This is a genomic window from Sporosarcina sp. FSL K6-2383 (assembly GCF_038618305.1).
Classification (GTDB): domain Bacteria; phylum Bacillota; class Bacilli; order Bacillales_A; family Planococcaceae; genus Sporosarcina.
This window is the reverse complement of the sequence record NZ_CP152017.1, coordinates 1,545,035-1,571,655: the sequence shown is the minus strand read 5'-3', so window position 1 is coordinate 1,571,655 and position 26,621 is coordinate 1,545,035. Positions and strand designations below refer to the sequence as shown.

The 26,621-nt window shown below is 41.7% G+C and carries 30 protein-coding genes; all 30 read right to left on the bottom strand.

All coding sequences use genetic code 11. From position 1 onward, the window contains the following. Nucleotides 1-2 precede the first annotated feature (2 nt). Entirely contained in the window at nt 3-1,085 is a 1,083-nt protein-coding gene (gene flhB / locus MKZ10_RS07860) for a flagellar biosynthesis protein FlhB (protein WP_342509493.1), read from the bottom strand. Between the two features lies 1 nt (nt 1,086). Then, on the bottom strand, nt 1,087-1,863 hold the full coding sequence (gene fliR / locus MKZ10_RS07855; RefSeq protein ID WP_342509490.1) for a flagellar biosynthetic protein FliR: 777 nt from the start codon (nt 1,861-1,863) through the stop codon (nt 1,087-1,089). A gap of 4 nt (nt 1,864-1,867) precedes the next feature. After that, nucleotides 1,868-2,137, bottom strand: a complete 270-nt coding sequence (gene fliQ / locus MKZ10_RS07850; RefSeq protein ID WP_342509487.1) for a flagellar biosynthesis protein FliQ — start codon at nt 2,135-2,137, stop codon at nt 1,868-1,870. Nucleotides 2,138-2,148: 11 nt separating this feature from the next. Continuing rightward, a complete protein-coding gene (gene fliP, locus MKZ10_RS07845) occupies nt 2,149-2,814 on the bottom strand; it encodes a flagellar type III secretion system pore protein FliP (RefSeq protein WP_342509485.1) in 666 nt (221 codons plus the stop codon). Next, nucleotides 2,807-3,526 (bottom strand): flagellar biosynthetic protein FliO, encoded by a 720-nt coding sequence (locus MKZ10_RS07840; protein WP_342509483.1) that lies wholly within the window; start codon nt 3,524-3,526, stop codon nt 2,807-2,809. Before MKZ10_RS07840 ends, fliP begins: the two co-directional genes overlap by 8 nt. Before the next feature lie 6 nt (nt 3,527-3,532). Beyond that, nucleotides 3,533-3,895, bottom strand: a complete 363-nt coding sequence (locus MKZ10_RS07835) for a response regulator (RefSeq protein ID WP_342509480.1) — start codon at nt 3,893-3,895, stop codon at nt 3,533-3,535. A gap of 19 nt (nt 3,896-3,914) precedes the next feature. Next, a complete protein-coding gene (gene fliY / locus MKZ10_RS07830) occupies nt 3,915-5,102 on the bottom strand; it encodes a flagellar motor switch phosphatase FliY (RefSeq protein ID WP_342510089.1) in 1,188 nt (395 codons plus the stop codon). After that, complete coding sequence (gene fliM, locus MKZ10_RS07825) at nt 5,095-6,093, bottom strand: flagellar motor switch protein FliM (RefSeq protein ID WP_342509478.1); 999 nt, start codon at nt 6,091-6,093, stop codon at nt 5,095-5,097. The genes fliY and fliM overlap by 8 nt, the downstream gene beginning before the upstream one ends. Nucleotides 6,094-6,433: 340 nt before the next feature. Beyond that, nucleotides 6,434-6,862 carry a flagellar basal body-associated protein FliL gene (gene fliL, locus MKZ10_RS07820; protein WP_342509476.1) on the bottom strand — a complete coding sequence of 143 codons (429 nt, stop codon included), beginning with the start codon at nt 6,860-6,862 and terminating at the stop codon, nt 6,434-6,436. Then, nucleotides 6,852-7,073 carry a flagellar FlbD family protein gene (locus tag MKZ10_RS07815; protein WP_342509474.1) on the bottom strand — a complete coding sequence of 74 codons (222 nt, stop codon included), beginning with the start codon at nt 7,071-7,073 and terminating at the stop codon, nt 6,852-6,854. Before MKZ10_RS07815 ends, fliL begins: the two co-directional genes overlap by 11 nt. 232 nt (nt 7,074-7,305) lie before the next feature. After that, complete coding sequence (locus tag MKZ10_RS07810; RefSeq protein WP_342509473.1) at nt 7,306-8,286, bottom strand: flagellar hook-basal body complex protein; 981 nt, start codon at nt 8,284-8,286, stop codon at nt 7,306-7,308. Between the two features lie 86 nt (nt 8,287-8,372). Further along, the gene (locus MKZ10_RS07805; RefSeq protein WP_342509471.1) at nt 8,373-8,753 is read right to left on the bottom strand and encodes a TIGR02530 family flagellar biosynthesis protein; all 381 of its coding nucleotides are present in this window, start codon (nt 8,751-8,753) and stop codon (nt 8,373-8,375) included. 20 nt (nt 8,754-8,773) lie between these two features. Beyond that, the gene (gene flgD, locus MKZ10_RS07800; RefSeq protein ID WP_342509470.1) at nt 8,774-9,445 is read right to left on the bottom strand and encodes a flagellar hook assembly protein FlgD; all 672 of its coding nucleotides are present in this window, start codon (nt 9,443-9,445) and stop codon (nt 8,774-8,776) included. A 2-nt stretch (nt 9,446-9,447) separates the two neighbouring features. Beyond that, nucleotides 9,448-10,731, bottom strand: a complete 1,284-nt coding sequence (locus MKZ10_RS07795; protein WP_342509468.1) for a flagellar hook-length control protein FliK — start codon at nt 10,729-10,731, stop codon at nt 9,448-9,450. Between the two features lie 164 nt (nt 10,732-10,895). Beyond that, entirely contained in the window at nt 10,896-11,507 is a 612-nt protein-coding gene (locus tag MKZ10_RS07790) for a hypothetical protein (protein ID WP_342509467.1), read from the bottom strand. A 1-nt stretch (nt 11,508) separates the two neighbouring features. Further along, a complete protein-coding gene (gene fliJ / locus MKZ10_RS07785) occupies nt 11,509-11,961 on the bottom strand; it encodes a flagellar export protein FliJ (RefSeq protein WP_342509465.1) in 453 nt (150 codons plus the stop codon). Further along, complete coding sequence (gene fliI, locus MKZ10_RS07780; RefSeq protein WP_342510086.1) at nt 11,958-13,289, bottom strand: flagellar protein export ATPase FliI; 1,332 nt, start codon at nt 13,287-13,289, stop codon at nt 11,958-11,960. Before fliI ends, fliJ begins: the two co-directional genes overlap by 4 nt. Before the next feature lie 2 nt (nt 13,290-13,291). Next, on the bottom strand, nt 13,292-14,062 hold the full coding sequence (fliH, locus tag MKZ10_RS07775) for a flagellar assembly protein FliH (protein ID WP_342509463.1): 771 nt from the start codon (nt 14,060-14,062) through the stop codon (nt 13,292-13,294). Then, nucleotides 14,055-15,068, bottom strand: coding sequence for a flagellar motor switch protein FliG (fliG, locus tag MKZ10_RS07770; protein WP_342509461.1), 1,014 nt, complete (start codon nt 15,066-15,068; stop codon nt 14,055-14,057). The genes fliH and fliG overlap by 8 nt, the downstream gene beginning before the upstream one ends. Before the next feature lie 14 nt (nt 15,069-15,082). Beyond that, nucleotides 15,083-16,663 (bottom strand): flagellar basal-body MS-ring/collar protein FliF, encoded by a 1,581-nt coding sequence (gene fliF, locus MKZ10_RS07765; protein WP_342509459.1) that lies wholly within the window; start codon nt 16,661-16,663, stop codon nt 15,083-15,085. A gap of 62 nt (nt 16,664-16,725) precedes the next feature. Then, nucleotides 16,726-17,034 (bottom strand): flagellar hook-basal body complex protein FliE, encoded by a 309-nt coding sequence (fliE, locus tag MKZ10_RS07760; RefSeq protein ID WP_342509457.1) that lies wholly within the window; start codon nt 17,032-17,034, stop codon nt 16,726-16,728. Nucleotides 17,035-17,058: 24 nt separating this feature from the next. Beyond that, nucleotides 17,059-17,520 carry a flagellar basal body rod protein FlgC gene (flgC, locus tag MKZ10_RS07755; RefSeq protein WP_342509454.1) on the bottom strand — a complete coding sequence of 154 codons (462 nt, stop codon included), beginning with the start codon at nt 17,518-17,520 and terminating at the stop codon, nt 17,059-17,061. 2 nt (nt 17,521-17,522) lie between these two features. Continuing rightward, nucleotides 17,523-17,915, bottom strand: coding sequence for a flagellar basal body rod protein FlgB (gene flgB, locus MKZ10_RS07750; protein ID WP_342509452.1), 393 nt, complete (start codon nt 17,913-17,915; stop codon nt 17,523-17,525). 350 nt (nt 17,916-18,265) lie between these two features. After that, nucleotides 18,266-19,042: a GTP-sensing pleiotropic transcriptional regulator CodY gene (gene codY / locus MKZ10_RS07745; protein WP_342509450.1), complete on the bottom strand. Its 777-nt coding sequence runs from the start codon at nt 19,040-19,042 to the stop codon at nt 18,266-18,268. 87 nt (nt 19,043-19,129) lie between these two features. Further along, the gene (gene hslU, locus MKZ10_RS07740) at nt 19,130-20,533 is read right to left on the bottom strand and encodes an ATP-dependent protease ATPase subunit HslU (protein WP_342509448.1); all 1,404 of its coding nucleotides are present in this window, start codon (nt 20,531-20,533) and stop codon (nt 19,130-19,132) included. After that, on the bottom strand, nt 20,530-21,072 hold the full coding sequence (hslV, locus tag MKZ10_RS07735; RefSeq protein WP_342509446.1) for an ATP-dependent protease subunit HslV: 543 nt from the start codon (nt 21,070-21,072) through the stop codon (nt 20,530-20,532). The genes hslU and hslV overlap by 4 nt, the downstream gene beginning before the upstream one ends. A gap of 12 nt (nt 21,073-21,084) precedes the next feature. Further along, nucleotides 21,085-21,984 carry a tyrosine recombinase XerC gene (xerC, locus tag MKZ10_RS07730; protein WP_342509444.1) on the bottom strand — a complete coding sequence of 300 codons (900 nt, stop codon included), beginning with the start codon at nt 21,982-21,984 and terminating at the stop codon, nt 21,085-21,087. Between the two features lie 413 nt (nt 21,985-22,397). Next, nucleotides 22,398-24,473, bottom strand: a complete 2,076-nt coding sequence (topA, locus tag MKZ10_RS07725) for a type I DNA topoisomerase (RefSeq protein WP_342509442.1) — start codon at nt 24,471-24,473, stop codon at nt 22,398-22,400. A 286-nt stretch (nt 24,474-24,759) separates the two neighbouring features. Next, nucleotides 24,760-25,647, bottom strand: a complete 888-nt coding sequence (gene dprA, locus MKZ10_RS07720) for a DNA-processing protein DprA (protein ID WP_342509440.1) — start codon at nt 25,645-25,647, stop codon at nt 24,760-24,762. Nucleotides 25,648-25,711: 64 nt separating this feature from the next. Then, nucleotides 25,712-26,614, bottom strand: coding sequence for a succinate--CoA ligase subunit alpha (gene sucD, locus MKZ10_RS07715; RefSeq protein WP_342509438.1), 903 nt, complete (start codon nt 26,612-26,614; stop codon nt 25,712-25,714). Nucleotides 26,615-26,621 lie beyond the last annotated feature (7 nt).

Genomic DNA, 26,621 nt, shown 5'->3' with positions numbered 1-26,621 from the left:
AATCAGATTTTTCGTTGTATACGGTAGACATACGCCAATATTTCTGCCACCGCTTTAAAAAATTCTTCAGGGATACGTCCCCCAATCTCAACATCATCATACATTGCTCTTGCCAAGGGTCGATTTTCAACCATGACAATTTCATGCTCTTTAGCAATCATTTTTATCTTTTGAGCTACGAAATCGACACCCTTTGCGACGACTATCGGCGCATCCATATTGTCATCCTCGTACTTTAAAGCGATTGCGTAATGTGTTGGGTTTGTAATGACAACATCCGCGTGTGGAACTTCCTGCATCATGCGTCGCATTGCCATCTCACGCTGACGTTGTTTAATCCGAGATTTAATGATGGGATCTCCCTCAGAGTTCTTATGTTCATCCTTAATATCCTGTTTGGACATTCGGAGATTTTTTTCATAGTCATATTTTTGATAGAAAAAATCCAATATTGAAATGAATAACAGAACGAACGCTGCAGTAATTCCCATAAGTGCGGCTAGCTGCGCAACGGTCGTCATCACATCCCAAGGATTTTTGAATGCCAGTGCAAGTACTTTGTCAATATTCGACATGAGAATAAGTACCGTTGTCCCACCGATAAATGAAATTTTTAATACCGATTTCATTAATTCAATAATTGCTCTCATAGAAAAAATGCGTTTAAGCCCTTTAATCGGGTCAATTTTCTTTAAATCGAATTTTAATGGCTCTGTCGTAAACAATAAACCAATTTGAAATAAATTTCCTGCCAAGCCAGCAACTACTGCTGCGAGCATAATAGGCAATAAAATAAAGGCCATTTGAACAAGCATTTCAGCATAAATGAGCATCGCCTTATCTGCATCGAGGTGAGCGAGTGGGACATATTCAATAAATGCCTGTTTGAAAAATATAAAAAAACGGTCTCTCATGAATCCCGCAATAAAAAACAAAAAAAGAAACACAGTGAGGAGAACAATTGCACTTGTTACATCCTGGCTTTTTAATACCTGGCCTTTTTTTCGAGAATCTTGACGTTTTTTCGGAGTGGCTTTTTCGGTCTTTTCCCCTGCAAAGAACTGCAGATCCAACCGTAACATCATGTTAGCCACCTCCAATAAGTATCATCAAGTCCCTCATTGCAATGATCATCACTTCGAATAATTTTTTCATCATCTGCACCATAACACCCATCATAATCGTTAACACCAAAAAGCTGACGCCGATTTTGATAGGGAAACCGATGACGAAAATATTCATTTGCGGCACTGCCCTAGCTGTAATCCCCAGTGCTAAATCGACAAGGAATAGCGTCGCAACAATTGGAATCGACATTTGAAAGGCAATTAAAAACGAGTTTGCGAATGTCCTCACAACAAAATCCACCAAACGTTCTTCACCTAAAGCGGGCCATAGCTGATCCATTGGAATGAATTGATAGCTATAAAAAATACCGTCTAACAACATATGATGGCCATTCAATGCAAGTAATAAAAGAATAGCAAGTGAGTTGAAAAACTGACCGAGTAGCGGTGATTGCGCTCCCGTTTGTGGGTCAATAACGTTCGCAATGGCGAATCCCATTTGAAAGTCGATAAAGCCCCCTGCAACTTGAATTGCTGCCATAATAATGAATGCAATGATCCCAATCGCCAAACCTGTTACCGCTTCTTTGACGACCAGCAAGATAAACGTTCCATCTATTTCTAACACAGGTACATCAATCGAGTAGACAAGTGTCCATGCGATTAAAGCACCAAAAATAATTCGTTGCGTTGTTGGTATTGAACGATATGAGAACAAAGGGACTGTCACAAAAAACGCGGTGACTCGCGTTAAAATAAGTAAATATGCCGCGAGTGAAGGGATTAACTCTTCCATTTAATCACCCGATATACCTGATAAGATTTTCAAAAATATCACCTGCGAATGTCGTTACCTTCGTTAACATCCACGGGCCAAATAAAACAATCCCTACTAGTACAGCCACAATTTTAGGAACAAAGGCAAGCGTTTGTTCCTGGATTTGTGTCGTTGCCTGGAAAATACTGACGGACAAACCCGTTCCTAGTGCAATGATAAGGAGGGGGCCTGATGTCAACAAGATAACCCAGACTGCGCTCTCCGCCAAGCCTATAATTGTTTCCATTGTCATTTTAACCCCTCCTAGAAGCTTTGTAGCAATGATTTAATAATGAGATACCAACCATCCACAAGTACAAATAACAAAATTTTGAATGGTAATGAGATCATAACCGGTGGTAACATCATCATCCCCATAGACATTAGGATACTCGCAACAATCATATCAATAACTAAAAACGGAATGAAAATCATGAAACCCATTTGGAATGCTGTCTTAATTTCACTGAGCGCAAATGCTGGCACTAGCATCGTCAGCGGTAAATCTTCAAGTGATTCAGGAACTTCTGCCTGGTTGTAGCGCAAAAATAATTCCAAATCCTTTTGTCTCGTATGTTTGCTCATAAACTCTTTCAAAGGCATACTTGCATTTTCATAAGCTTCTTCAAGTGTTATTTCATCTGCAAATAACGGTGTTAGCGCTTGTTCATTGACTTGTTGAAATGTCGGGGCCATGATGAAAAAAGTTAAAAAGAGGGCTAGTCCGACAATTACTTGGTTCGGCGGCATTTGCTGTGTCGCCAGAGCCGTTCTAACAAATGATAGAACAATGACAATGCGCGCAAAGGAAGTCATTAAAATAAGAATGGCTGGTGCAAGCGATAAGACTGTCAAAAGGAGCATCATTTTAATAGATGTCGATACGTTTGCCGCATCACTGTCTGAAAAAAACTGAACGAAATCATTCATCTTCGTTTCGCTCCTTTTCTGTCAAGCGGCTCATATGCCGTTTCCTCTCCTCTTTCACCTCATCGAGTTTAGTTTTGAATAGATCACCAAAATCAGTTGACCCCTTCGTTTGAGTTGTTGAGTCCTTCGTCGATACACCGGGTAGCTTACCGAGTAATCGACTCAGCATGCCCACTGGTAATTCCATATCGTCACCTGTATAAAATTCGACGAGTTTGTCAATCTCAGCAGGGTCTGTAATTTCTTTCAACAGACGAATATCATCCCCAACTCCTACTAAATAGTACGAATCTCCGATAATAATGAGCTGAATGGATTTATGTTGCCCAAGTGAAATTCCACCCATATTTTTCATGAAACGATTTTTATCGTATAGGCGATTTTTCCGATTGACCAATTTTAATAATCCGTATAATAGGCCAACAATGAATAGTAATGCTGCCATTACTTTTATGTAGTCACCCGCCGACGAACCAACTGACTCCCCTTCAGATACCGGGTCGGCAATTGGCTCATTGGCGTCAATGTCAAGATTTATTTTATCTGCATCACTTTCATTATCTGGATTACTTTCCTTATCCGTGTCCCAGTAATCCGATACGGATTTATTCGGATCATCCTGTGCTTGGACAGGCATAATAAAGAGTTGTGGCACGAGAAGAATTGCCAAAAGGAATGCTGTCAAATATTTTTGTGCAGTTGCTACTATCATCGTCAATTATCCTAAAGCTTTTTCAATAGCTTCAATCACGCGATCTGCCTGGAAAGGTTTAACAATAAAGTCTTTTGCACCAGCTTGAATCGCGTCAATAACCATTGCTTGTTGCCCCATTGCAGAACACATAATAATTGTTGCTGAAGGATGTTTTTCTTTAATCGCTTTTAGTGCAGCAATTCCATCCATCTCAGGCATTGTAATATCCATTGTGACAAGGTCTGGCTTTAATTCATCATACTTATCAACAGCCTGTGCGCCATCTGCAGCTTCACCGACTACTTCGAAATTATTTTTTGTCAAAATATCTTTGATCATCATACGCATAAACGCCGCGTCATCCACTATTAAAATACGTCTACTCATTCCCAATTACCTCCCGATATTATCTTAAATTATTTAAACGATCTACTTGGCTTACAATATCAGTGATACGAACGCCGAAGTTCTCATCAATGACAACCACCTCACCTTTGGCAATATGGCGGTTATTAACAAGTATATCAACTGGCTCACCTGCAAGCTTGTCTAGTTCAATAATTGAACCACTAGACATTTCTAAAATTTCCTTAACAGAACGTTTTGTTCTCCCTAGTTCAACAGTCACTTGTAACGGAATATCAAGAAGCATATTCAAATTATTCGTTTCAGAAGGATTCAACGAAGGGCTTTCAAAGCTAGCAAACTGTGCTTGTTGAACATTTACTTGTGGTTGCTGCGTACGCATTTGTTGCTGTGGTGCCGGTTGTGCATATTGCTGTTGCATATTATCATAAGCAGGCTGTTGCGTAGCCGGTTGTTGTACTGATTGTTGCATAGTTGGCTGCGTCGGTGCAACTGGCGGTGCCATTTCAGCGACGGCTGCAGTTTCTTCCTCTGCCCCTCCACTAATTAAAGTATTGACTAAGTTTTTACCAAACGTTAATGGAAATAACTGCATAATATTAGAATCAATGAGCTCGCCTACTTTTAGTGCGAATGACACTTTAATAGATAACTCATCCTGCGGGATTAATTCTCTTCCCCGATCAGATTCTATATCTAATAAATCAATAGCTGGTGGGGATATGTCTACTTTTGTATTGAACATCGTCGACATAGAAGTAGCCGCAGAACCCATCATTTGATTCATCGCTTCTTGTACAGCACTTAGATGGATTTCCCCGAGATTCATATCCGGCTCTGTTCCATCTCCACCAAGCATGAGGTCCGCAATAATAGCTGCGTCACTTTGCTTAATAACAAATAAGTTCACGCCACTTAAACCTTCTGTATACTCCACCTTAACAGCTACATAGGGATGGGTGAATTCAGTTTCCAACTCTTCTTTATGCACAACTGAAATTGTCGGTGTTGTAATATCAACTTTTTGGCCAAGCAAACCAGACAATGCCGTTGCTGAACTTCCGAAGGAAATATTACCAATTTCACCCAATGTATCCTGCTCTAACTCATCCAAATAATCAGATGTCACCATTTCCTCGGTGGACGAGACGGTGGAATCTTCAGCCTCAACAGGCTCACCTCGCAGTAACGCTTCGATTTCTTCCTGCGAAAGGATATTATCACTCATCATCTTCATCCCCTCCTATCATTGTGTCAATTATTTGCACAGCCATTCTGTTTCCTAAATGTCCTGGTTGCGCTGTGAACTTTGGTATATCGCCAACTTTTACGACGAGCGGAGCATCAATTTTACGATCAAGTGGAATGACATCTCCAAGTTGTAAGTACAAGAAGTCTTCAATCGTCAACTGACCGTGCCCAAGCTCAGCAACGACAGGTAAGGGTGCTTTCTTCAAGCGCTTTTCAAGCACAACACTTTGTTCTGGTGTCGGTTCTTTCTTATTTGACTGCATCCAATAGCGGACCGACAAATTAGGAACAATTGGCTCTAGCACAACGTGTGGAATACAAATATTAATCATTCCACTCGATTCACCAATCATAATATTAAACGAAATAACGACTACTGTTTCGTTTGGCGATATCATTTGAAGAAACTGTGGATTGACTTCCATCTCTGTTAGGAATGGATCAATATCGATAATACTGGACCACGCCTCGCGTAAGTTATCAAAGGACCTTTCAAATAAGTTGGTCATGATTTTCGTTTCAATTTCAGTTAAGTTATCCGCTTTCCCCGGACTTGTTCCGATTCCTCCCATAAGGCGGTCGAGCATCGAGTAAGCAATATTCGGGTTAACCTCCATCAGGATGTTACCATCCAGTGGTGGTACTTCGAAAATATTAATCAGTGTCATATTAGGAATCGACCGTATGAATTCCTCGAACGGAATTTGGTCGACCGATGCGACATTAATCTGAACGTATGTCCGTAGCTGCGCTGAAAAATAGGTTGTTAACAGTCGCGCAAAGTTTTCATGGATTCGTGTTAAGCTCCGAATCTGATCTTTGGAAAATCGCAGGGCACGTTTAAAATCATACACCTTAACCTTCCGGGGTTCATCATCTTTTTTCATGTCTTCTGCAGACATTTCACCTGTCGATAACGCGGACAGAAGTGCATCTATCTCATTTTGGGATAAAATATCGCCGGCCATATGGTCACCTCCTTGCATTAGGGTTCATGCTTTCATAATAGAACAATAAGTCTTAAAATCTGAAAGAGGTTGATTTCCACTTCAGGCGGACGCTTTCCGCGGGCACGGCTTGGGCCCACACGAAGTGGGTCATGCAGTCCGTTGCCACAGGACGTGGCGTCTTTAGACTGCCTTCTTGCGGGGGTCTTCAGCTCGCGCTGTTCCCGCCGGAGTCGCCGCCTTACGCTCCCAATCAACGAGGGTAGAACTTAATACTTTCGAACAATTGAACAAATAATCATATAACCACTCAGATTTTTACTAAAAAAGGGAATTCCGAAATTGATTTAAGCTAATCTAGTTATTGAATGATGTGTGAGACGATATAGACTTTTTGAATTTCCCCCTGTTGCATAAGTGGGTTCAATTGTGATTTTATCGAATCTTCTAATGCCTGTTTACCGGCTTTACCTTCTAAATCCTGTGGCGTCATTTCAGATAGTTCTTGGATCAAAATATTTTTCACTTGAAAATCTCTTTTCGCCAATTCATCCGCCGCTTTTACATTATCTGTTTGGATTTTTAAAGAGATACGAATAAATTGTTTACCCACTAAATTTGTTGTAATTTCCTCGATATCAACCGAGTTTTCAATAATCTCTTCAATTGTCGGTTCTTTTGCCCCGGCATCAGCTTTGTTCAACTGCATAACGAGTATGAGTGCAACGATACCAATTAGTGTAATACATACTAGAATGATAAGCGATATTGTCAATGCTTTATTCTTCATCTTCTTCACCTCGGATAAACGGATTTGATAACAACTGAACCGATTTGTAAAATTCGATAATCCGGCTGTTAACAAGATCAGCCTTATCGAGGACTACATATTTGGAGCCTGTTGTAAGCGTGATGGTCGTATCAGGGAACGACTCAATCTTCTCTATGTACAGTGCGTTCAAGGTGAACGTACTGCCATTCAAACGTGTAACCTGAATCATATGTAAGGGGCCGGGCTTCAAGAGCCGGCCCGACCCTCCTTTTCTAGTGACAGCTATGGTAGTTTAATTGTTATATTTTGAAATAAAGAATACCATTGAATCCGCTTCGGCGCTAGGGGATGCCTCCCGCCATAAGCCAAGTAGCTTCGCCACTAGTCTTATGGCTTCGGCTACCCCTTTAAAGGCACCTTCGCTTAGTTACTTTTGATATTCATCTATTCAACTAATCTAGTTATCGTTTCAAGTTAACAAGCTCTTGCAGGATTTCATCAGATGTTGTGATGATACGTGTATTCGCTTGGAAACCACGTTGTGCAACGATCATTTCTGTGAATTCTTCAGCAAGGTCGACGTTGGACATTTCTAGGAAGCCTGATTCAACTTTCCCCATTCCTTCTTTAGTACCTACTTGTATTAATGGAACACCAGAGTTCCCTGATTGTTGGAAATAATTCCCTCCAACCTTATCAAGACCACCCGGGTTCGAGAATTTCGCCATTGTCAATTGACCAGCCCATCTAAGTGCCCCGCCTGCATCAACAAACGTAACGGTTCCATCCTGTCCAACGCTCATTGATTGGGCATTTTTGGGGATTCGTATTGGTGTATAAGCCCCTCCTCCATCAGTTGGAAGGTCATCTGGAATCCCATCCTCATTAGTATCGAGATTTGAGGTAGCTGGATCTGTCGGATCGTAAGTACTAGTTACAGCCGCGGCAAGGGGATAATCAGTTCCTACCCCCTCTGGTGTTCCATCCCATCCGATACCTTCCCCAACCAAAAACTTTCCATCCCCGTTCACCAAATAGCCATCACTATCCATATAAAAATTCCCAGCTCTTGTATAGAGTATATTTGTGAATGTTCCAACTCCTGCCCCGTCTACACCAACTCCGTCCGCAACTTGAAAGAATCCATCTCCAGCAATCGCCAAATCCAATGTGTTACCTGTAAACTGTGTTGACCCACCTGTGTGAAGCGTATCTATAGCTGCTATTTGCGACCCAAGGCCTACTTGTTTTGGATTGACCCCACCGCGTGTCTCATTACCGGCTGATGCCCCCGCAACTGTCTGCGAAATCAAATCCTTAAAAATCGTTCTACCTTTTTTAAATCCATAAGTATTAACGTTGGCAATATTGTTCCCGATAACGTCTAGTTTTGTTTGAAAGTTTCGTAGACCTGAGATACCTGAGTACATTGAGCGTAACATAAAATAATTTTCCCCTCTCGGTTTTGAGTGTAGCCGCTTCAATCAGTCCGCGGCTCGTTGGCATCCTTTACGGTCCTGCCAAAATGTTAGCTGAGCACGATTGTGCCGTCGATGTTCGTAAATAATTGATTTTTTGCTTCTGTGCGATCCATCGCTGTAATAACCGTTGAATTCTTTGCACTCACAATCAGTGCTGCTTGGTCCATCAAAACAAGCGACTCTTTTATTCCTTTTGATTTTGCCTCATTCACCATATCCGTCACACGTGCCCATTCGGCATCTGATATGTGGATATTGCGTTCCATTAACCTGTCAGCTGCATGTTTGCTTATTTTAAGCGTTGCGGGCTGTAGTGCATTGTTTAAATGCTCGATAAATGACTGCTTCGGGCTAGGTGCTACTACTTGCGATTGACCCGGGCGAATAAGCGGTTGCGATGGAATGCGATGGAAATTCAGTTTGTCCATACAATCGCTCCGTTCTTAAGTTATGCACTTATTGAAGTGAAGTTTTTACCCTCAATGCGGATATCACCTTCTAAGATGTACTCCAGTTTTCCACCTTTATTTGAAACTGAAATCACTTTACCTGTTTTTTCTTCCTCGCCGTCCATATAGCCTACCGTCTTACCGATTAGCATACTCGCTTCAACAAGGCTATTCGTTTCGCCTGATCCTGCTGTCTTCACTTCTGAGATATTTCCTGGTGTTATCTCTTTGTCATTGTCTAAGATGAACTTGACGTCGCCGTTTTCATACTTGATAGACACAATTTGATTCGTACCTTCTTCAACTTCTAGCTTACCATCTTCGCCTTTAATGGGATTGCCTTGTTCATCTAGCTTTAACTCATGCCATTTGACGTTTTTACCAACAAAACTCGTATACTGAATCATTTGTGCTTGCGTTTGTGCTTCAGCGAACTTTTCGAATGACTTGGACAGGTTCATCGTTTGTTCAAGTGCTGAAAACTGCGCCATTTGTGCAATAAACTCATTATCCTTCATCGGATTTGTTGGGTCTTGGTTTTGCAATTGAGCAATCAATAGCTTCATGAAATCGTCTTTACCTAACGTTCCATCACCTGTTTTACGCTCATCTCGCTGTCTGTTGATAAGATAATCATTTCCCGTAATCGGTTTTTGGCCTTCAATTGCCATTGTTACACCTCCAACTCAATCATATATTCTTCGAATGTTAATTGTTCCTCATCGGATTGCTCTCGCTGACCGTCATTTTCTTGACCATCATTTTTAAATTGCTGATTAAAGGCTTGCTCGCGATCATTTCTTGCTGTATCTTGCAATGTTTGGGAAACGTCGATCCGTTCTACCGGCAAGTTTTGCTGTAGGAACGCTTGTCGAAGCTGATTCAGCTGACTATCAAGCATTTCTTTCCCTAATGCTGTGGATGCAAGAATTCTCGCGGTCATAATACCGTTCACTTGTAGCAATTCAATACGTACTTGTCCAAGATGTTCTGGATATAATTTAATCAGCAGGCGATTTGTGCCACCTATTTGACCAAAATTAGCACGTTTGAAGACATTCTGCATTTCACGGACTAACGCCTCGTTACGTGCAGCATTGTTACGATTTTCTGCCTCTGTAATCGTAAATTCGCCTTTAGGCATTGCTACGTTAGCTGCATTTCCTGAAACTTGCTGGGATGGTTCAGCATTTTTGTTAGCCACCTCATCATCTGCCTGTGATTGCCCCTGATTTGTTTGGATGACCAATCGGACGGTAGACTTCGATTCCATTAGCTGCAGCATGTCCAACTTAGTAGAATTGTTAGTAGTAAGTGTTTCTTCAAATTGTCCGGCTGCTGCTACAAGAGTACTTTGCAATGAGAAAACCTGCTGCTCCTGTTTCAATAATAAGTCTGTTTTAGGTGCAACTAACGCGACTGTTTTCAATAATGTTAACAAGTCAACTGCCTGCTGCTTTGAAAGTTCTCCCTTGCCTGCCAGCTCATCAGATAATTGACCAAAAAACTGTGGTGCTACTTTATCAATAGCATTCAATACGCTCCAAAAATCAGTTGAGTCGGCCAATTCCGATAGATCCTCTTGACTAAGTCCCGCCTTCTCCAACAAAGATAAGATACCTTCCATCAATTGCTTTGGCTCGATGTTTAACAAACTTGCCAACTCTTCTAGGCTGCCTACATTGGTCATGGAGGATAATACTCCATCACCACCTAGCTCTTTTAAAGCAGCCTCCAGTTCTTCAACTGACTGTGCATTAAAAATAGCTAGTATGGACTCTTCAGTAACCTGATCAGCTGACTGCTGTTGAATTGGTACTATTACTGCTGTTTCAGCTGCAACAATACTACCAAAAACTGAACCAAACGTTCCGGTTGCTGCTTGACCACTTTGCACTCCATTCGATAGAGTTTGTAGATTCTGCCCAACCATTGCTTGTAGTGCTGCGATATTCACTCTTTCACCTCCCTTCATGTTTGAGTCAATCAATTACGCCTTGGCGTAATTGCGTCGGGATTTTGAATTGAGCTTGCTCAATTCACTCCTTTCAAAATCCCTGACATCCGCCGGAGGCTTTATCTGATTTCAGCCAGGGTTTTCTACTAAAATCAGATAATACGCTATTGTTCACCTGTCATTAAGGTCGTATACTTTGCCGCATCCTCAGGTGCCATCTTCTCAAGCACAGCAGCTAATGTATCCGGTTTTAAGCTTGCTAAAATACGAATGGCTTCCGTATCTGCCATTTCTGTAATGACTGGCGCTACCGATTTTGCAGACATTTGCTCATAAGTTGTAATGATACTTTTGAATTCTTTTTTTGTATCATCCTGTTCGTTAGTCAGTCGGGCAATTTCATCGATTAGCCTTTGCTGTTCAATTAGTAACTTATCCTGCTCATCGGCCGATTTATCAAAATCACTTTGTAGATTAAATAGTTCGGCTTCTTTTTCCTTGATTTCCGCTTGTAACGACACAACGCGTTCTTCCAAGACAAGATTACCTATTCCTACATCTTCCTCTTTTTTCTCACTTACGAAAGGAAGCGTTTCAGTCCACTCTTTTGCTTTGTCAAATACATTAATATCTGCAAACTTTGCAAGGATAAGTAGGACAGCTGAGACAAAGAGCAATGGGATGAATATCCAAAGTAACAGGATTTGGAATACCCCAGCTGATTTTTTACTTGTCTCTTCGGGTATTGAATTTATTTCTTTCGCCTTTTTCGTCACATTACCACCCGTTTTCTCTTCTACGGAACTTCAACGTTGCTAATTCATCAAGCTGGATGGCTTCCAGCTGTTCCATTTCAGTACGATGATTTTCATGATCTTTTTCTTTCATTTTCTCAAACTTGCGCACTTCAAGCGTTCTTTCAAGCAACTTGTCCTCGAACCAAGTCATTTTTGAACGAGCTTGCATGACCTGCTGTTGCGTCACCGCAATCCTTTTTTCAAGGCTTTCAAGGAAGCGAACATAGTGATGAATTTCATTGACAGAAAAACCAATTTCCATTTTTCCCTCTTGTTCTACAAGCGTGTCTTCCTTCTTTTTCAGTAGGTCATATAGCTGAGTTGCAACAATTTCGAATGCCTGAACGGCTTCTTTATACTCGATTTCAGTTTCTGTTTTTTCTTGTTCACGGTACATCAACACTTTTTCAAAGCGATATTGGTAGGCCTTCACGATACACCGCCTCCAATTCCGAGTGCTATTAGTTCTTCTATACTATCGGCCATTGAAATATTATCTCTAAAGCCTTGCTTCAAAAAATTTGTAATCAGCGGTTCGTATTCAATAGCCTGATCGATTTCTTTTGATGTCCCTCGTTTATAAGCCCCTATATTAATAAGATCTTCGGATTTATTGTACGTATAATATAAATCGCGTAATCTTTCAGCTGCTTTTACATGTTCGGGGTCGGCAATATGGTTCATTAACCGACTGACACTTTTCAAAACATTAATGGCAGGATATTGCCCCTTATTTGCTAGCGTCCGGTCTAAGACAATATGACCATCTAAGATTCCGCGGACCGCATCGGCAATCGGCTCATTCATATCATCGCCATCGACGAGAACGGTATAGAACGCTGTAATCGCGCCGTGTTCATTTGTCCCAGTACGTTCTAGTATTTTAGGGAGTATTGCAAAGACTGAAGGTGTATATCCACGGGTTGCTGGTGGCTCTCCAACAGCTAGTCCAATTTCACGCTGCGCCATGGCAATTCGGGTGACAGAGTCCATCATGAGCATGACGTTCATTCCTTTGTCCCTAAAATACTCAGCAATTGCAGTCGCCGTGTACGCGCCCTTAATACGCATGAGGGCAGGTTGATCTGAAGTTGCCGCAACGACAATGGTCTTTTTCATGCCCTCTGGCCCAAGATCGCGTTCGATGAATTCACGAACTTCACGACCTCGTTCTCCGATAAGCGCGATAACATTGATATCTGCGGTTGTATTACGTGCAATCATGCCTAGTAAGGTACTTTTCCCGACACCCGACCCCGCAAAAATCCCCACACGTTGACCATTACCTACCGTCAGCATGCCGTCAATTGCTTTAACACCTACAGCTAGTTTTTCATCAATGGGTGGACGCGTTAATGCATTCGGTGGATCTTGCTCTGTTCGCACAGTCGTCAGTCCCTTGGGTAGTGGGCTTTTATCAATAGGATTGCCCATCGAATCGAGTACTTTCCCAATTAAATTCATACCGACCTTCACTTCAAGTGGTTTACCTGTACCTTCGACGAGGCAACCGCTTGAAATATCGCGAACGTTCATATAAGGCATAAGGATAACAACTTCTTCCCGAAAGCCTACGACCTCTGCCTTAATGATTGAATCACCTTTACTAGATGTATTCAAATGGATCAGACAGACGTCTCCGATAGAACTCTCTGGACCTTGTGACTCAATCATGAGACCGACAACGCGGGCAACACGACCAAACTTTTTAAAAGTCTTCACTTTTGGTATAAAGTCGGTTAGTTCCTCCGCTTTTTTCATCGTCAATCCCCGCCTTCCATGATTTCTACGAGCCCTTCTCTTAATTCGTTTAGCTGTTCGTCGATACTAACTACAATTCGACCATGATTGGTTTCGATATAACACTGCGCCGCTTCAAACTCTTCGTTGGCAAAAATTAGAAAGGGTACATCTGGCGGAAAAATAGCTGCAAGCTCTGCACGATTGTCAGAAACTAATTCAAAGTAATTGAGAGAAACATATAATTTAATCTCTTTCATTTCTCGTGCTTCCTTGAGCGCCCTTTTTACAACTGTAATATAATTCGTTTCATCTTCCTCTAACACTTGACCCATGATGCGTTCTGCTGTCCTCATACCCAATTCAAGAATGACTCGCTCTTGACTATCCAAATATTGCTGCGCATTTTTATAAGATTGTTCTGTTGCTTCATTAGCAATTCGAACAGCATTATCCATATCTGCTAATGCTTTGTTACGGCCTTCTTCAAAGCCGACTTGGAAGCCTTCGTCATAGGCCTGCTGTTGCAGCACTGTTTTTTCATCCTGCCAAGCTTCCTGCATAGCTGAAATATCCTCGGTCGCAATTTGTCGCATCTGTTCGATTTCCGCTTTTCCCTGCTCAATTTCATGTTTCGCAGCTTTCAACAGACGGTCACGTTCCGCAAGTACATCCTCTAATGTTAGTTCATCCTTTACGTCGAGCTCCTGCGGAATCGTTAAACTACGGATTGAAATTTCTCTCATTTGCCCTTGTTGGGATAACATGTTGAATGAACGAAATACATTAGACAATGATATCATCTCCTCCGCCACGCGCAATGATGATTTCACCTGAATCTTCAAGTCTTCTAATGATACTTACAATACGTGCTTGCGCTTCTTCTACATCACGTAAACGAACAGGTCCCATGACGTCCATCTCTTCCTGGAATGATTCTGCCATACGCTGAGACATATTGCGGTACAACACTTCTTTTACTTCCTCACTAGAAACTTTTAGTGATAGGATCAAGTCTTCGTTCTCACAATCGCGAACAATTCGTTGAATCGAACGATTATCCAATGTGACAATATCTTCGAAGACGAACATCCGCTTGCGAATCTCTTCTGCTAGCTCCGGGTCTTGAATTTCAAGCGCATCGAGAATTGTTTTCTCTGTTGCTCGGTCTACGCCGTTCAATACTTCAACTACTGCATCGACGCCACCCGTTTCTGTAAAGTCCTGTGTCACTGTTGAAGATAGTTTGCGTTCAAGAACCGCTTCAACTTCACTGATGACTTCTGGTGAAGTTGAGTCCATCGTCGCAATTCTTCTTGCAATATCCGCCTGCATTTCCTGCGGCAATGATGATAAAATCATTCCCGCCTGCTCTGCCTCTAAATAGGACAAAATCAACGCAATCGTTTGTGGATGCTCATTTTGTATAAAATTCAAAATTTGAGATGGATCAGCACGCCTAGCAAAGTCAAAAGGTCTTACTTGTAAAGATGAAGTCAAACGATTAATAATCGCTTGTGCATGATCTTTACCCAATGCTTTTTCAAGCACCGTTTTCGCATAGCCAATCCCACCTTGTGAGATATAATCCTGCGCTAATGCGATATTATGAAACTCTTCGATAATCTCTTCTTTTATAGAAGATTCGACTTTTTTGACACCTGAAATTTCAAGTGTTAGGCGCTCAATTTCATCCTCACTCAAATGCTTATATACCGCCGCCGACACTTCCGGACCGAGGGAAATGAGCAGGAGTGCTGCTTTTTGTTTACCAGTCATTCCTTTTTCTTTCTTAACCAAAATTCATCCCTCCGTCATTCGTCGGCAATCCATGTACGTAGTAGCTTCGCAAACTCTTCTGGTTTGTCTTTCGCCATCTTCTCAAGCTGTTTCCTACGGACAGTTCCTTCCGTTTCAAGCTCTTCGTTGATGTCTTCTACACTAAATGTTGCAAGTTGTTCCTCGATAATTGTTTCTTCTTCCAATTCTCGTGCTTTGCGCTTGCTACGGAAGAACATAAAGATAAGAATCCCGATAATGAGAAGCAACGCAGCTCCTACAATATAAACCCATAGCGGAATAACAGGTTGCGTCACAGCAAATGGATCTACATTTCCACTGAATGGTTGAACCGATACGATAATTTTATTATCCAATGTATCTTCAAAATTGATGCCAGCTGCTTCTTTATCTACTGATGTACGAGCAATCGTTTTGAGAATATTTTCGACTTCAACCCTCATCTCGGCTGGTATCGTCTCTGCATTACCGTCCACCATTACTTGAATTCCGATATCTCTAATTTTGTATGGACTTTCAACAATTTCTTTACGAATACGATTCACTTCATTGTTTACTGTCTCTTCGAGTCGCTCGTAGTCACCGTTAGACATTACACCTTCCTGAAACGATGTTCTGTTATCAGTAGGATCTTCTCCTTCTGGCGTACCACCTGCGAATGCACCGTTCCCCGTAAATGTTTCCGTAATACGTTGGACGCTAAGCGCAATCCCTTCCATACTTTCCTCATCGACCGGCAATACAATATTCTCTTCTCGATTTTCGAGCTTGAAGTCAATATCCGTCGTTACGGATACGATTACTCTATCTTGCCCCATCATCGTGCCGAGCATCATTTGTATTTGACGTTGTAAATCACGTTCGATCGTCTTTTTAACTGACATCTGGTCAGTGATATTGGCACCATATGAATTAGTAGTAGTTCCATAATCAAATGACTCAGAGTACTGATTGACAATTGTAATATCATCTGTCGATAGATTTGATACACCATTTGCTACTAAATTATAAAGTGCGTTAATCTGCGGCTCAGTGAATTGATGCCCTGGATTTGTTTTCAGCATGACAGCCGCAGTTGCTTTCTGCGTAGTATCATTGAGGAAAACACCTTGTTTCGGTAACGTGATGACCACGTTTGCGTCTTGAACGCCTTCGATTCCTTTAAGCAAGTTGGCAAGCTCCGTTTGGGTTGCTCCTAACTTAATCATATCGAATTCATTATCCGTTGTTCCGAACCCAGCATTTTCAAAGAAAAAAGCATAGCCAGGCGTACCTGAAGTTGGAAACCCTTCTGCTGCAAGGGATACAAGTAAGTCATCCACTCGCTCTTGTGGTACAAGTATCGACGTGCCACCTGGTGCAATTTTATTCGATACACCTTGACTATCCAACTGTTCTTTAATGCGACCAATTTCCGCCCGGGAAACATCCGAATAGAGTGTCACATAATTTGTCTTTGAGAAATAAAACGTTAGGAAGGCAGCGATTAAAATGACAGCTGCTGCAGAGCCTACATATGTAATTTTTTGTTGTTTTGTGCGACCTGACCAGAACTCTTTTGCATCGGTTCTGATTTTCGCAAATCTTTCATTCATTGTAATCCCCCGGTCAGCTTACGTAATTCAATTATTCGTATCCAATCACCTAAAGTACTCAATTAGACAGGCATCCTAATAATCTCTTGGTATGCTTCAATCACTTTGTTGCGAACTTCCATTGTTGCATTTAAAGCAATCGTTGCTTTTTGAGCCGTAATCATAACGTCGTGAAGTTCGACATTTTCACCCATGACCAATTTCTGTGTCATTAGATCGGATTCTTGTTGCTTCGTGTTGACGCCGTCAATTGCATTCTTTAGTAAGCTACCGAAGTTTTGTTGTGATTCATAAGGTGTTGGTTTCACCTGTGTATCCATTTTTAGCAATCCTGCTGTTGGTGCAGCATTTAAGATTGATTGTATCGCCATTCTGTTACCTCCTTTTCAAATGAGTTATTTTCCAATTTCAAGTGCTTTCATAAGCATTGATTTGTTGGCGTTTAATACTGTGATATTCGCCTCATATGAACGTGTTGCCGACATTAGGTCAATCATTTCCCGTAGTGGGTCCACGTTTGGCATTTCAACATAGCCATCAGCATTTGCATCTGGATGACTAGGGTCGAAGACAAGTTTAAATGGAGTTTCGGTATCTTCCTGAATTCTTGAAACCGTCACACCATGACCTACAGAGCCTTTTATTTGTTTACCTAATGAAGCATTTAACATAGATGAAAATTGTCCTTCACGGGGTTGAAGCGTCACTGTTTTGCGGCGATAAGGCTGCCATTCTCCATCAACCATCCTACCTCGGGTTGTATCAACATTTGCCATATTGGATGAAATAACATCCATACGCATACGCTGTGCAGTTAGGGCAGATGCGGATGTGTTCAAGCTATGAAATATCGTCAATATCAACGGCCTCCTTTAATCACATTTTGTAGCGTATTGAACTTTCCGTTAATTCGATCGACAAGTGCATTATAATAAATTTGGTTTGCTGCAAGATCAGCTTGTTCCTTCTCCATATCAACTCCATTACCATCATGGCGATAGCGTAAGTTCGAGTAGTTAAATACGCCCGGCTGCGCTCCATTTGATTTGAATGCGATGTGACGAGCATCCGTCCGATAGGCTTCTAGTGAGTTCGTCCTAACATCTGCAAACACTTCTTTAAAACTAACGTTTTTCGCTTTATAATTTGGCGTGTCAACATTTGCAATATTTTGCGATATGGCTTTCCCCTTTGTAGCGGAGAAATCTAAACCGCGTTCCAAATGTGAAATTGTCCCTCCAAAAATATTCATCTATTATTCACCCACATTCCCTTTGTTGTAGAATTCAAACACTAGCTTTCAATCTAATTCCCTATTCTCATTTGCTACCAAACTACTCTTTTCTAAACATACTCCTATTGTATCGGATATTGGCGAATCTTGTCTATCAAATACTGTGAATATCTCTTAGTTCTAAACAACCGTTTTCTCAACAGATAATATTTTACAATCAATCCGATAGGTCTATTCTACTCATGCCCAAAGCATGTATTTAACCGTAAGTCCTATACAGTTTTTCCAATAAATCACTTTGTGCTATAACAGAAGACGCCTCTTCCAATTTCAGAAGAGGCGTCTTATTGACTAATTTAAGTTAACTATTATGATTTTTGTTTCTCAAGTTCTTCAAGAAACTTACCATTTAGTACTTTGATATAAGTACCTTTCATACCTAATGAACGAGATTCGATAACCCCAGCACTTTCAAGTTTGCGTAGCGCATTGACGATTACTGAACGTGTAATACCTACACGGTCTGCAATTTTAGACGCGACCAGCAACCCTTCATTGCCATCAAGCTCATTGAAAATATGCTCAATTGCTTCATGCTCACTATAAGAAAGTGAATTGATAGCCATTTGTACGACTGCCTTACTACGTGCTTCTGTTTCAATTTGCTCTGACTTTTCACGCAAGATTTCCATACCAACAACTGTTGCGCCGTATTCAGCAAGAATTAAATCGTCTTCTTGGAACTCTTCTTTCAATCTTGCCAAGATTAGTGTACCCAAACGCTCACCGCCACCGATGATTGGAACGATTGTTGTCAAACCTTCCTTGAACAACTCACGGTTTTCAACTGGGAATACCGTATGAACGCTATCAACATCTAGGTTTGAAGAAGTTTCTCTTACTTCAAACAGTCTGTTTGTGTACTCTTCCGGGAATTTACGTTCTTCAAACATTTTTTTCATGCGATCATTTTCAATTTGATGGTGGATTTCAAGACCCAATAATTTACCTTTTCTGCTGACGATAAAAGCATTACATTCAATAACTGAACTTAGCTTCTCAGCCATTTCCTTAAAGTTTACCGGCTTACCTGCTGACCTTTGTAGCATAGCATTGATTTCACGTGTTTTGACTAATAATGACATTTGTTATTTCCTCCTTGGGATAGTTGTTAATGTGTTTAAAGAATATTCTAAAGGTTTTTAATCATTAAATAAACTAAAACGTTTCAATTACAGTATAAATTGTGACAAATCTTTGTTTTTCGCAATGTTTTTTAACTTTTCATCGACATAAGCTGGTGTTATTTTAATCGTTGTTGGCCCAATATCAGCTGCCTCGTACGACAATTCTTCGAGTAACTTCTCCAAAATTGTATGCAGTCGTCTAGCGCCAATATTTTCTGTATGATCATTCACGTCAAATGCAATTTCCGCAAGCTTGCTAATTGCCTCGTCCGTAAAATCTAATACAACATCTTCAGTCGCTAATAATTTTTCGTATTGACGAATGAGCGAGAAGTCCGGCTCTTTCAAAATGCGTTCAAAATCTTCCTTCGACAATTTTTCCAATTCAACACGAATCGGAAAACGACCTTGAAGCTCTGGTATAATATCCGAAGGCTTCGCGGTGTGAAAGGCACCTGCTGCGATAAACAAAATGAAATCGGTCTTTACTGTACCATATTTTGTCGTAATCGTTGAACCTTCCACGATTGGTAAAATGTCCCGTTGAACACCTTCTCGTGAAACATCGGCTGAAGAACCTCCGCCATTACGACTAGCAATTTTGTCCATTTCATCAATAAAGATAATGCCTGACTGCTCCGTCAATTCAATTGCCCGCCTCGCAATTTCATCATGGTCAATCAGCTTGTCAGCCTCCTCAGCTTCGAGGGCTTTACGGGCATCCTTTACTTTCATCTTGCGCTTCACTGATTTTTTCGGCATGAAGGAAGATAGCGCATCTTGCATATTGGCACCCATTTGCTCCATACCCGATCCTTGTAGTGCATCAAACATAGATGGTTGCTGAGCAGTCACTTCAATCGTAACCATTTGCTCTTCCAATTGCCCCGCTTTTAGGTTTGCTGCAGCAGCAGAGCGCTTGCTCTTTACTTCAGCAATTTCTGCATAATCGGTTTCTTCCGGCTCCGCTTTTTGCCCAAACAGCATTTCAAATGGATTTTGCATACCGCCACCCATTTTCTTCTTTTCAGGAACAAGCAGTTCGACCAAACGTTCCTCCGCTAGGACAGCCGCATGTGCTTTTACAGCTTCGCGTTGTTCTTGTCGAACAATACGTAGCCCTACTTCAGTTAGATCACGTACCATCGACTCAACATCACGTCCAACATATCCTACTTCGGTGAACTTTGTCGCTTCGACTTTAATGAATGGTGCGTTGACTAGCTTAGCAATCCTTCTCGCAATTTCAGTCTTCCCAACACCTGTCGGACCAATCATTAGAATATTTTTCGGAATGATTTCACTTTTCTCTTCGTCTGGCAATAGACTTCTTCTGTACCTATTACGAATTGCTACAGCTACCGCTCGTTTAGCATCGTTTTGGCCGATAATAAAACGGTCAAGATGCGCAGTCAATTCCTTTGGCGTCAGTTCTTGTCTGTTAGTCATTCGAGTACCTCCACAATAATGTTATCATTCGTGTAGACGCAAATTTCAGCAGCCGTTTCCAAAGCCGCTTTCGCAATTTCCGGAGCAGTCAGCGAATGACCGCTATACTTTTTCAATGCCCGACCAGCAGCAAGCGCATAGTTACCACCCGATCCAATTGCCAAAATGCCATCATCGGGTTCGATAACTTCTCCCGTTCCCGACACCAGTAGTAACCGTTCACTATCCATGACGAGTAACATTGCTTCAAGTTTCCGAAGAATCCGATCGCCACGCCATTCTTTTGCCAACTCGACAGAAGCCCGCTCAAGATTACCGTTGTATTCTGTCAGCTTCGCCTCAAATAATTCGAACAATGTGAAAGCGTCTGCCACCGACCCTGCAAATCCCGCCAATACTTTACCACCAAAGATTCTACGCACTTTTTTCGCCGTACGCTTCATAATGACTGCATTTCCTACCGTTACTTGCCCGTCACCTGACATGGCACAAGAACCTTCATGGCGAATGGCAAAAATCGTTGTTGCATGGACTTCCATCTAATCATCCTCCTATGCTCGCGGATGCGTATTCATATACGTTTTCCGTAAATGTTCTTTCGTAATATGGGTATACACTTGCGTTGAAGATAAATGACTATGTCCAAGAAGTTCTTGGACGGTCCTCATATCAGCACCACCTGCTAGCAGATGCGTTGCAAAAGAATGGCGAATCATATGCGGATAGATTTTCGAGTGTAGAGATGCATTTTCCATCATCTTGCTTAGTATATGACGCACACCCCTGTCGGTTAGTGGATCACCACGTAAATTGACAAATAACATGTCATGCTCCTTCTGCTTCATCAAATCCAGCCTACTGTTTTCACGGTAAGCATCCAATGCAGATTGTGCATAACTACCAAAAGGTACATAGCGTTCTTTACGACCTTTCCCCATGATGAGGACAATGCCAAGATGGTCGTCAATATCTTGCATTCGTATGGATAGTAGCTCACTTACCCGTATGCCCGTTGCGTAAAGCAGCTCGAGGATTGCGTAATCACGTAATGATTTCCTATCTTCCCCTTTACAGGACGAAAATAACAATTCCATTTCCTCTTCATAAAAAAAAGCCGGAAGCCGTTCTTCCTTTTTTGGATGATGCAGCGATCGGAATGCAATATCGTTAATGTCGTAGCGAGCATTCGCAAACTTGAAAAAGGAACGAACTGAAGAAATCTTTCTAGAAATCGACGCTCTTGATAATCCTTTATCATACAGACCTGTCACGTAAAGCCTCGCCTCAGAATATGCCACATCGTTCAAATCGGTTATTCCTTCAACCTCTAGGAATTCCAAAAATGCATCGACATCTTTTTCATATTCTAATACTGTATAAAATGAGTAGTTTTTTTCCAAGCGTACATAAGTAATGTATTCATCACGGATATCAGATGGTTGTAGAGCCAATTAATTCACCCCTTAGAATGAAAAGCCTCTGGTATTATAACAAAGTTACGAGTCGTTTGAATAGTAAAACACATTTTACGAAGTATGTTAGCGCTCTGTCTTACAAAGTGATTACAAAATGGCGACTAATTTGCTTATTCAAAAGTCATCCACGATTCACTATACATTATATGATGAACTTCGGGCAACTTTCTTTGCATAAGAAGTCAGACCTCTATTGATTTGGTTGCATTTCCGACACAATTTGTTCATATCTGAAAATTCTACACTACTCGACTGATGCTTTAACGCTAAAGAAAGAAGAAGTTCAGGATTCCCTCCGAACTTCTTCTTTCTATTACCTACTTTCTTCAATACATACGAATCGAGTTAAGACACACCAAAGCACCGCAACTGATTCAGTGAAATCAACTTTATTGCTGTGTATCTTCTTTATAATCACACTCTGTACATTGAATTTGTACGCCTTTTTTCAATTTCTTCTCGACTAGCGTATGCTCACATTTCGGACACGGCCTAGCAACCGGCTTGTCCCATGATACATATTCACATTCTGGATAACGATCGCAACCATAGAAAATTCGCTTCGTCTTACTTTTCCGCTCAACCACTTGCCCTTCTTTACAAGTCGGACAAGTGACACCAATCGGCTTAATAATCGCCTTCGTATTGCGACAATCCGGAAAACCAGAGCAAGCCATGAACTTACCATAACGCCCTAGTTTGAACACCATCGGTAAACCGCATTTTTCGCAATCCTCACCAGCAGGCTCATCTTTAATCTCAATTTTCTCCATCTCGGCATCAGCTACTTGAACATGCTTTTCAAAATCTCGATAGAACAAATCAATGACTTCAACCCATTTGATGTTGCCCTCCTCAACATTATCAAGTCCCTGCTCCATTTGAGCCGTAAATTCTACGTCGATAATATCAGGGAAGTATTGATTGACCGCTTGGTGGACAATTTCACCAAGTTCCGTCGGGATAAAACGTTTAGCATCCAACGTTACATAGCCACGCTTTTGAATCGTGTCAAGAGTTGGCGCAAAAGTGGAAGGTCGACCTATTCCTTGCTCTTCCAACGTTTTGACTAATCTCGCTTCTGAATATCTTGGCGGCGGTTGTGTAAAGTGCTGTTTCGGATCAATATCGCTATATTTCAAGTGCTCGCCTTCTTCTAGCGGCGGCAAAATCCGATCCTTTTCTTCTTCCTTATCGTCATCGCCCTCTACATACACCTTCATAAACCCTTGGAATTTAACTTGTGAGCCGTTCGCTCTAAAACGAACATCATTATTCACAAGATCGACTGTAACCGTATCCAGGATGGCAGGGGCCATCTGGCTAGCGACAAAACGTTCCCAAATAAGCTTATATAGACGCAATTGATCGCGCGATAACACCGTTTTCATAGCAGCCGGTGGGCGCATGACAGATGTTGGTCGCACTGCTTCGTGCGCATCTTGCGTTTTAGTAGTATCTTTTTTTACCGCTTTCGTTGCCGTAACGAATTCTTTTCCATACATCGTTTCAATAAATGAATTTGCTTCCTCTTTCGCACTATCAGCGATTCGAGTTGAATCCGTTCTCATATAAGTAATGAGACCGACATTCCCTTCTTTCCCAAGGTTAATCCCTTCGTAGAGCTGTTGGGCAAGCATCATTGTCTTCCTGGCTCGGAAGTTCAGCTTACGGGCGGCTTCTTGTTGTAAGGATGACGTTGTGAATGGCAATGCTGGATTACGCTTGCGCTCTTTCTTTACGACGTTCGCAATTTCAAAATCACCTTTGTCCAGCTGCGCAATGATTGCATCGACTTGCTCTTTGTTCACAAGCTTCACTTTTTTCTTCGTATCACCATAAAATACAGCTTCAAATTCTTTATTACCTTTTTTAAATTGGCTTGTGATGCTCCAATATTCTTCAGGTACAAAAGATTGAATTTCATTTTCTCGGTCGATAATCAAGCGAAGTGCAACAGACTGAACTCGTCCAGCTGAAAGACCTTTTTTAACTTTCTTCCATAAAATCGGGCTAATGTTATAGCCTACAAGTCTGTCTAGTATACGACGCGCTTGTTGAGCGTCAACTAAATCCATATCAATCGGTCTCGGATTTTTAAACGATTCCTTAATCGCCTCTTTCGTGATTTCATTGAACACGACGCGGCAATCCGATTCGATGTCAACACCAAGCTGATGCGCAAGATGCCACGCAATCGCTTCCCCTTCTCTGTCGGGGTCAGCCGCGAGAAAGATTTTTTTTGCTTTTTTCGCTTCTTTTTTCAAATCCTGAAGAATGGGGCCCTTACCACGAATGGTAATATACTTCGGTTCATAATTATTTTCAGTGTCGACACCCATTTGACTGCGCGGAAGATCACGCAAATGACCAAGTGATGCACTCACTTTATATTTTTTCCCAAGATAGCGTTCAATTGTTTTCGCTTTTGCAGGGGATTCCACGATTACTAAGTAATCTGCCATTATTTATGTGCCTCCTTAAAGAGGTTCCGTATTTATTCTATCAATTATGCCTCGACGTCATTTCGTCTGATTTTGAATCGAGCTTGCTGCCTACAGGATGTAGGTCATGCAGTCGTCGCGCACCTAGACTGCCTTCCTTAACTCCTTTCAAAATCTGCGACATCCGCGGAGGCTTTATCTTCGTTCAGCTCGAGGTTTCCGTTGAATGAAGATAAAAGAATATCTGTTGCAAAATGTATAACAGATTTGAGAATAAAGCAACCTTTTCAATAAGAAGACAATTTATTTAACGATTTAAAACAAGCGATTCAACAATTTGAAAACCATTCCAAAGTGGCTTCGCACCTTCATTTATAAGCTTATTTGGCCCTGTAGATAATGACGACGTGATAGGACCAGGAGCTGCGAAAATATCTTTGCCGTGGTCAAGCGCGTGTTCAACTGTACTCATCGTCCCGCTTTTGTCAGCGGATTCTGTTACAACAACAGCTTCAGACAAGCCACTAATGATTCGATTGCGCATCGGAAATGTCCAACGCTCTGGCTTTACATAAGGCGGATATTCTGTCAGCAATAGCTGGTGCTTTGCCATTTCTTCAGCAAGCAACCGATTTTCTTTTGGATAGAGATGAAATAGTCCATGGCCCAGAACAGCAATCGTTTTACCGCCATATTCAATTGCAGCTTCATGCGCCATTGTATCGGCACCTCTCGCGAGTCCAGACACAATGACAACTTCATTTTTCACCAGGGGTGGCACAATGAGAGACATCGCCTGCTTGGAATAAATCGTGGCTTTTCGAGAGCCGATAATAGCAATTTTTAAGGGTTTGTGTAGCACTTGCTGATCACCTTTCGTATACAGGACAGCCGGCCGATCAATAAGTTCATGTAATTTTTCAGGGTAGTTGGGATGTGAGAATGGGATTGGGGTAATCGCATGGCGTTCATATAATTGTTCATATGGGGTCATGCTATTTTGCTGTAAACTTTCCTTCAATTGAACTGCCTTCTTCAACGAAATTCCGAGTAGGCGAACAAGTTCAATCGGTCGGTACATGTACAACTTTTCGAGAGTGGGGTCGGTCTCGTAAAGTTTGTTCAATCTGTTCAACGGTACCGGAAATACATAGTGGAGCGCTAATAGGCGCTTTTCTACGTCCGTTAGTTCCATTCAACTCCTCCTTTTCGAAAATAAAAAAGATGCAGCGCATAGTATTACACGCCACATCTTTATATTAATGTGTTTTACACTTTTCGTATAGACCTTTTTCTTTAATTACTTTAATAAGTGTTTCGCCGATTACAGATGGCGTGTCCGCAACTTCTACGCCAGCAGCGTTAAGTGCTTTGATTTTCTCAGCAGCAGTTCCTTTACCGCCAGAAATGATGGCACCAGCATGGCCCATACGTTTTCCTTCAGGAGCTGTTTGTCCACCGATAAAGCCAACAACAGGCTTCGTCATGTTTTCTTTGATCCATGCAGCGGCTTCTTCTTCACCTGTACCACCGATTTCACCGATCATGACAACTGCATATGTTTCAGGATCTTCGTTGAACTCTTTTAGTACGTCGATAAAGTTTGTACCGTTTACAGGGTCTCCACCGATACCAACAGCAGTCGTTTGACCGATTCCTGCTTGGCTCAATTGGTGAGTAGCTTCATACGTCAATGTACCTGAGCGTGAAACGACGCCAACGTGACCTTTTGTATGAATGTAACCAGGCATGATGCCGATTTTACATTCGTCTGCCGTGATAACGCCTGGGCAGTTTGGACCGACAAGACGAGTTTTCTTGCCTTCCATATAACGCTTCACATTGACCATATCCAATACTGGAATATGCTCTGTAATACAGATAGTCATGTCAAGATCTGCATCTACTGCTTCCAAAATTGCATCTGCTGCAAATGGAGCTGGTACATAGATAACAGAAACGTTTGCGCCTGTTGCTTTAACAGCCTCTTCAACTGTGTTAAAAACAGGTACGCCCGCCGCTTCAGTTCCGCCTTTACCAGGCGTAACTCCACCGACGATTTTCGTGCCGTATTCAAGCATTTGCTGTGTATGGAAAAGTGCTGTAGCACCTGTAATTCCTTGTACGATTACTTTTGTATCTTTGTTAATAAAAATACTCATCGTTTGT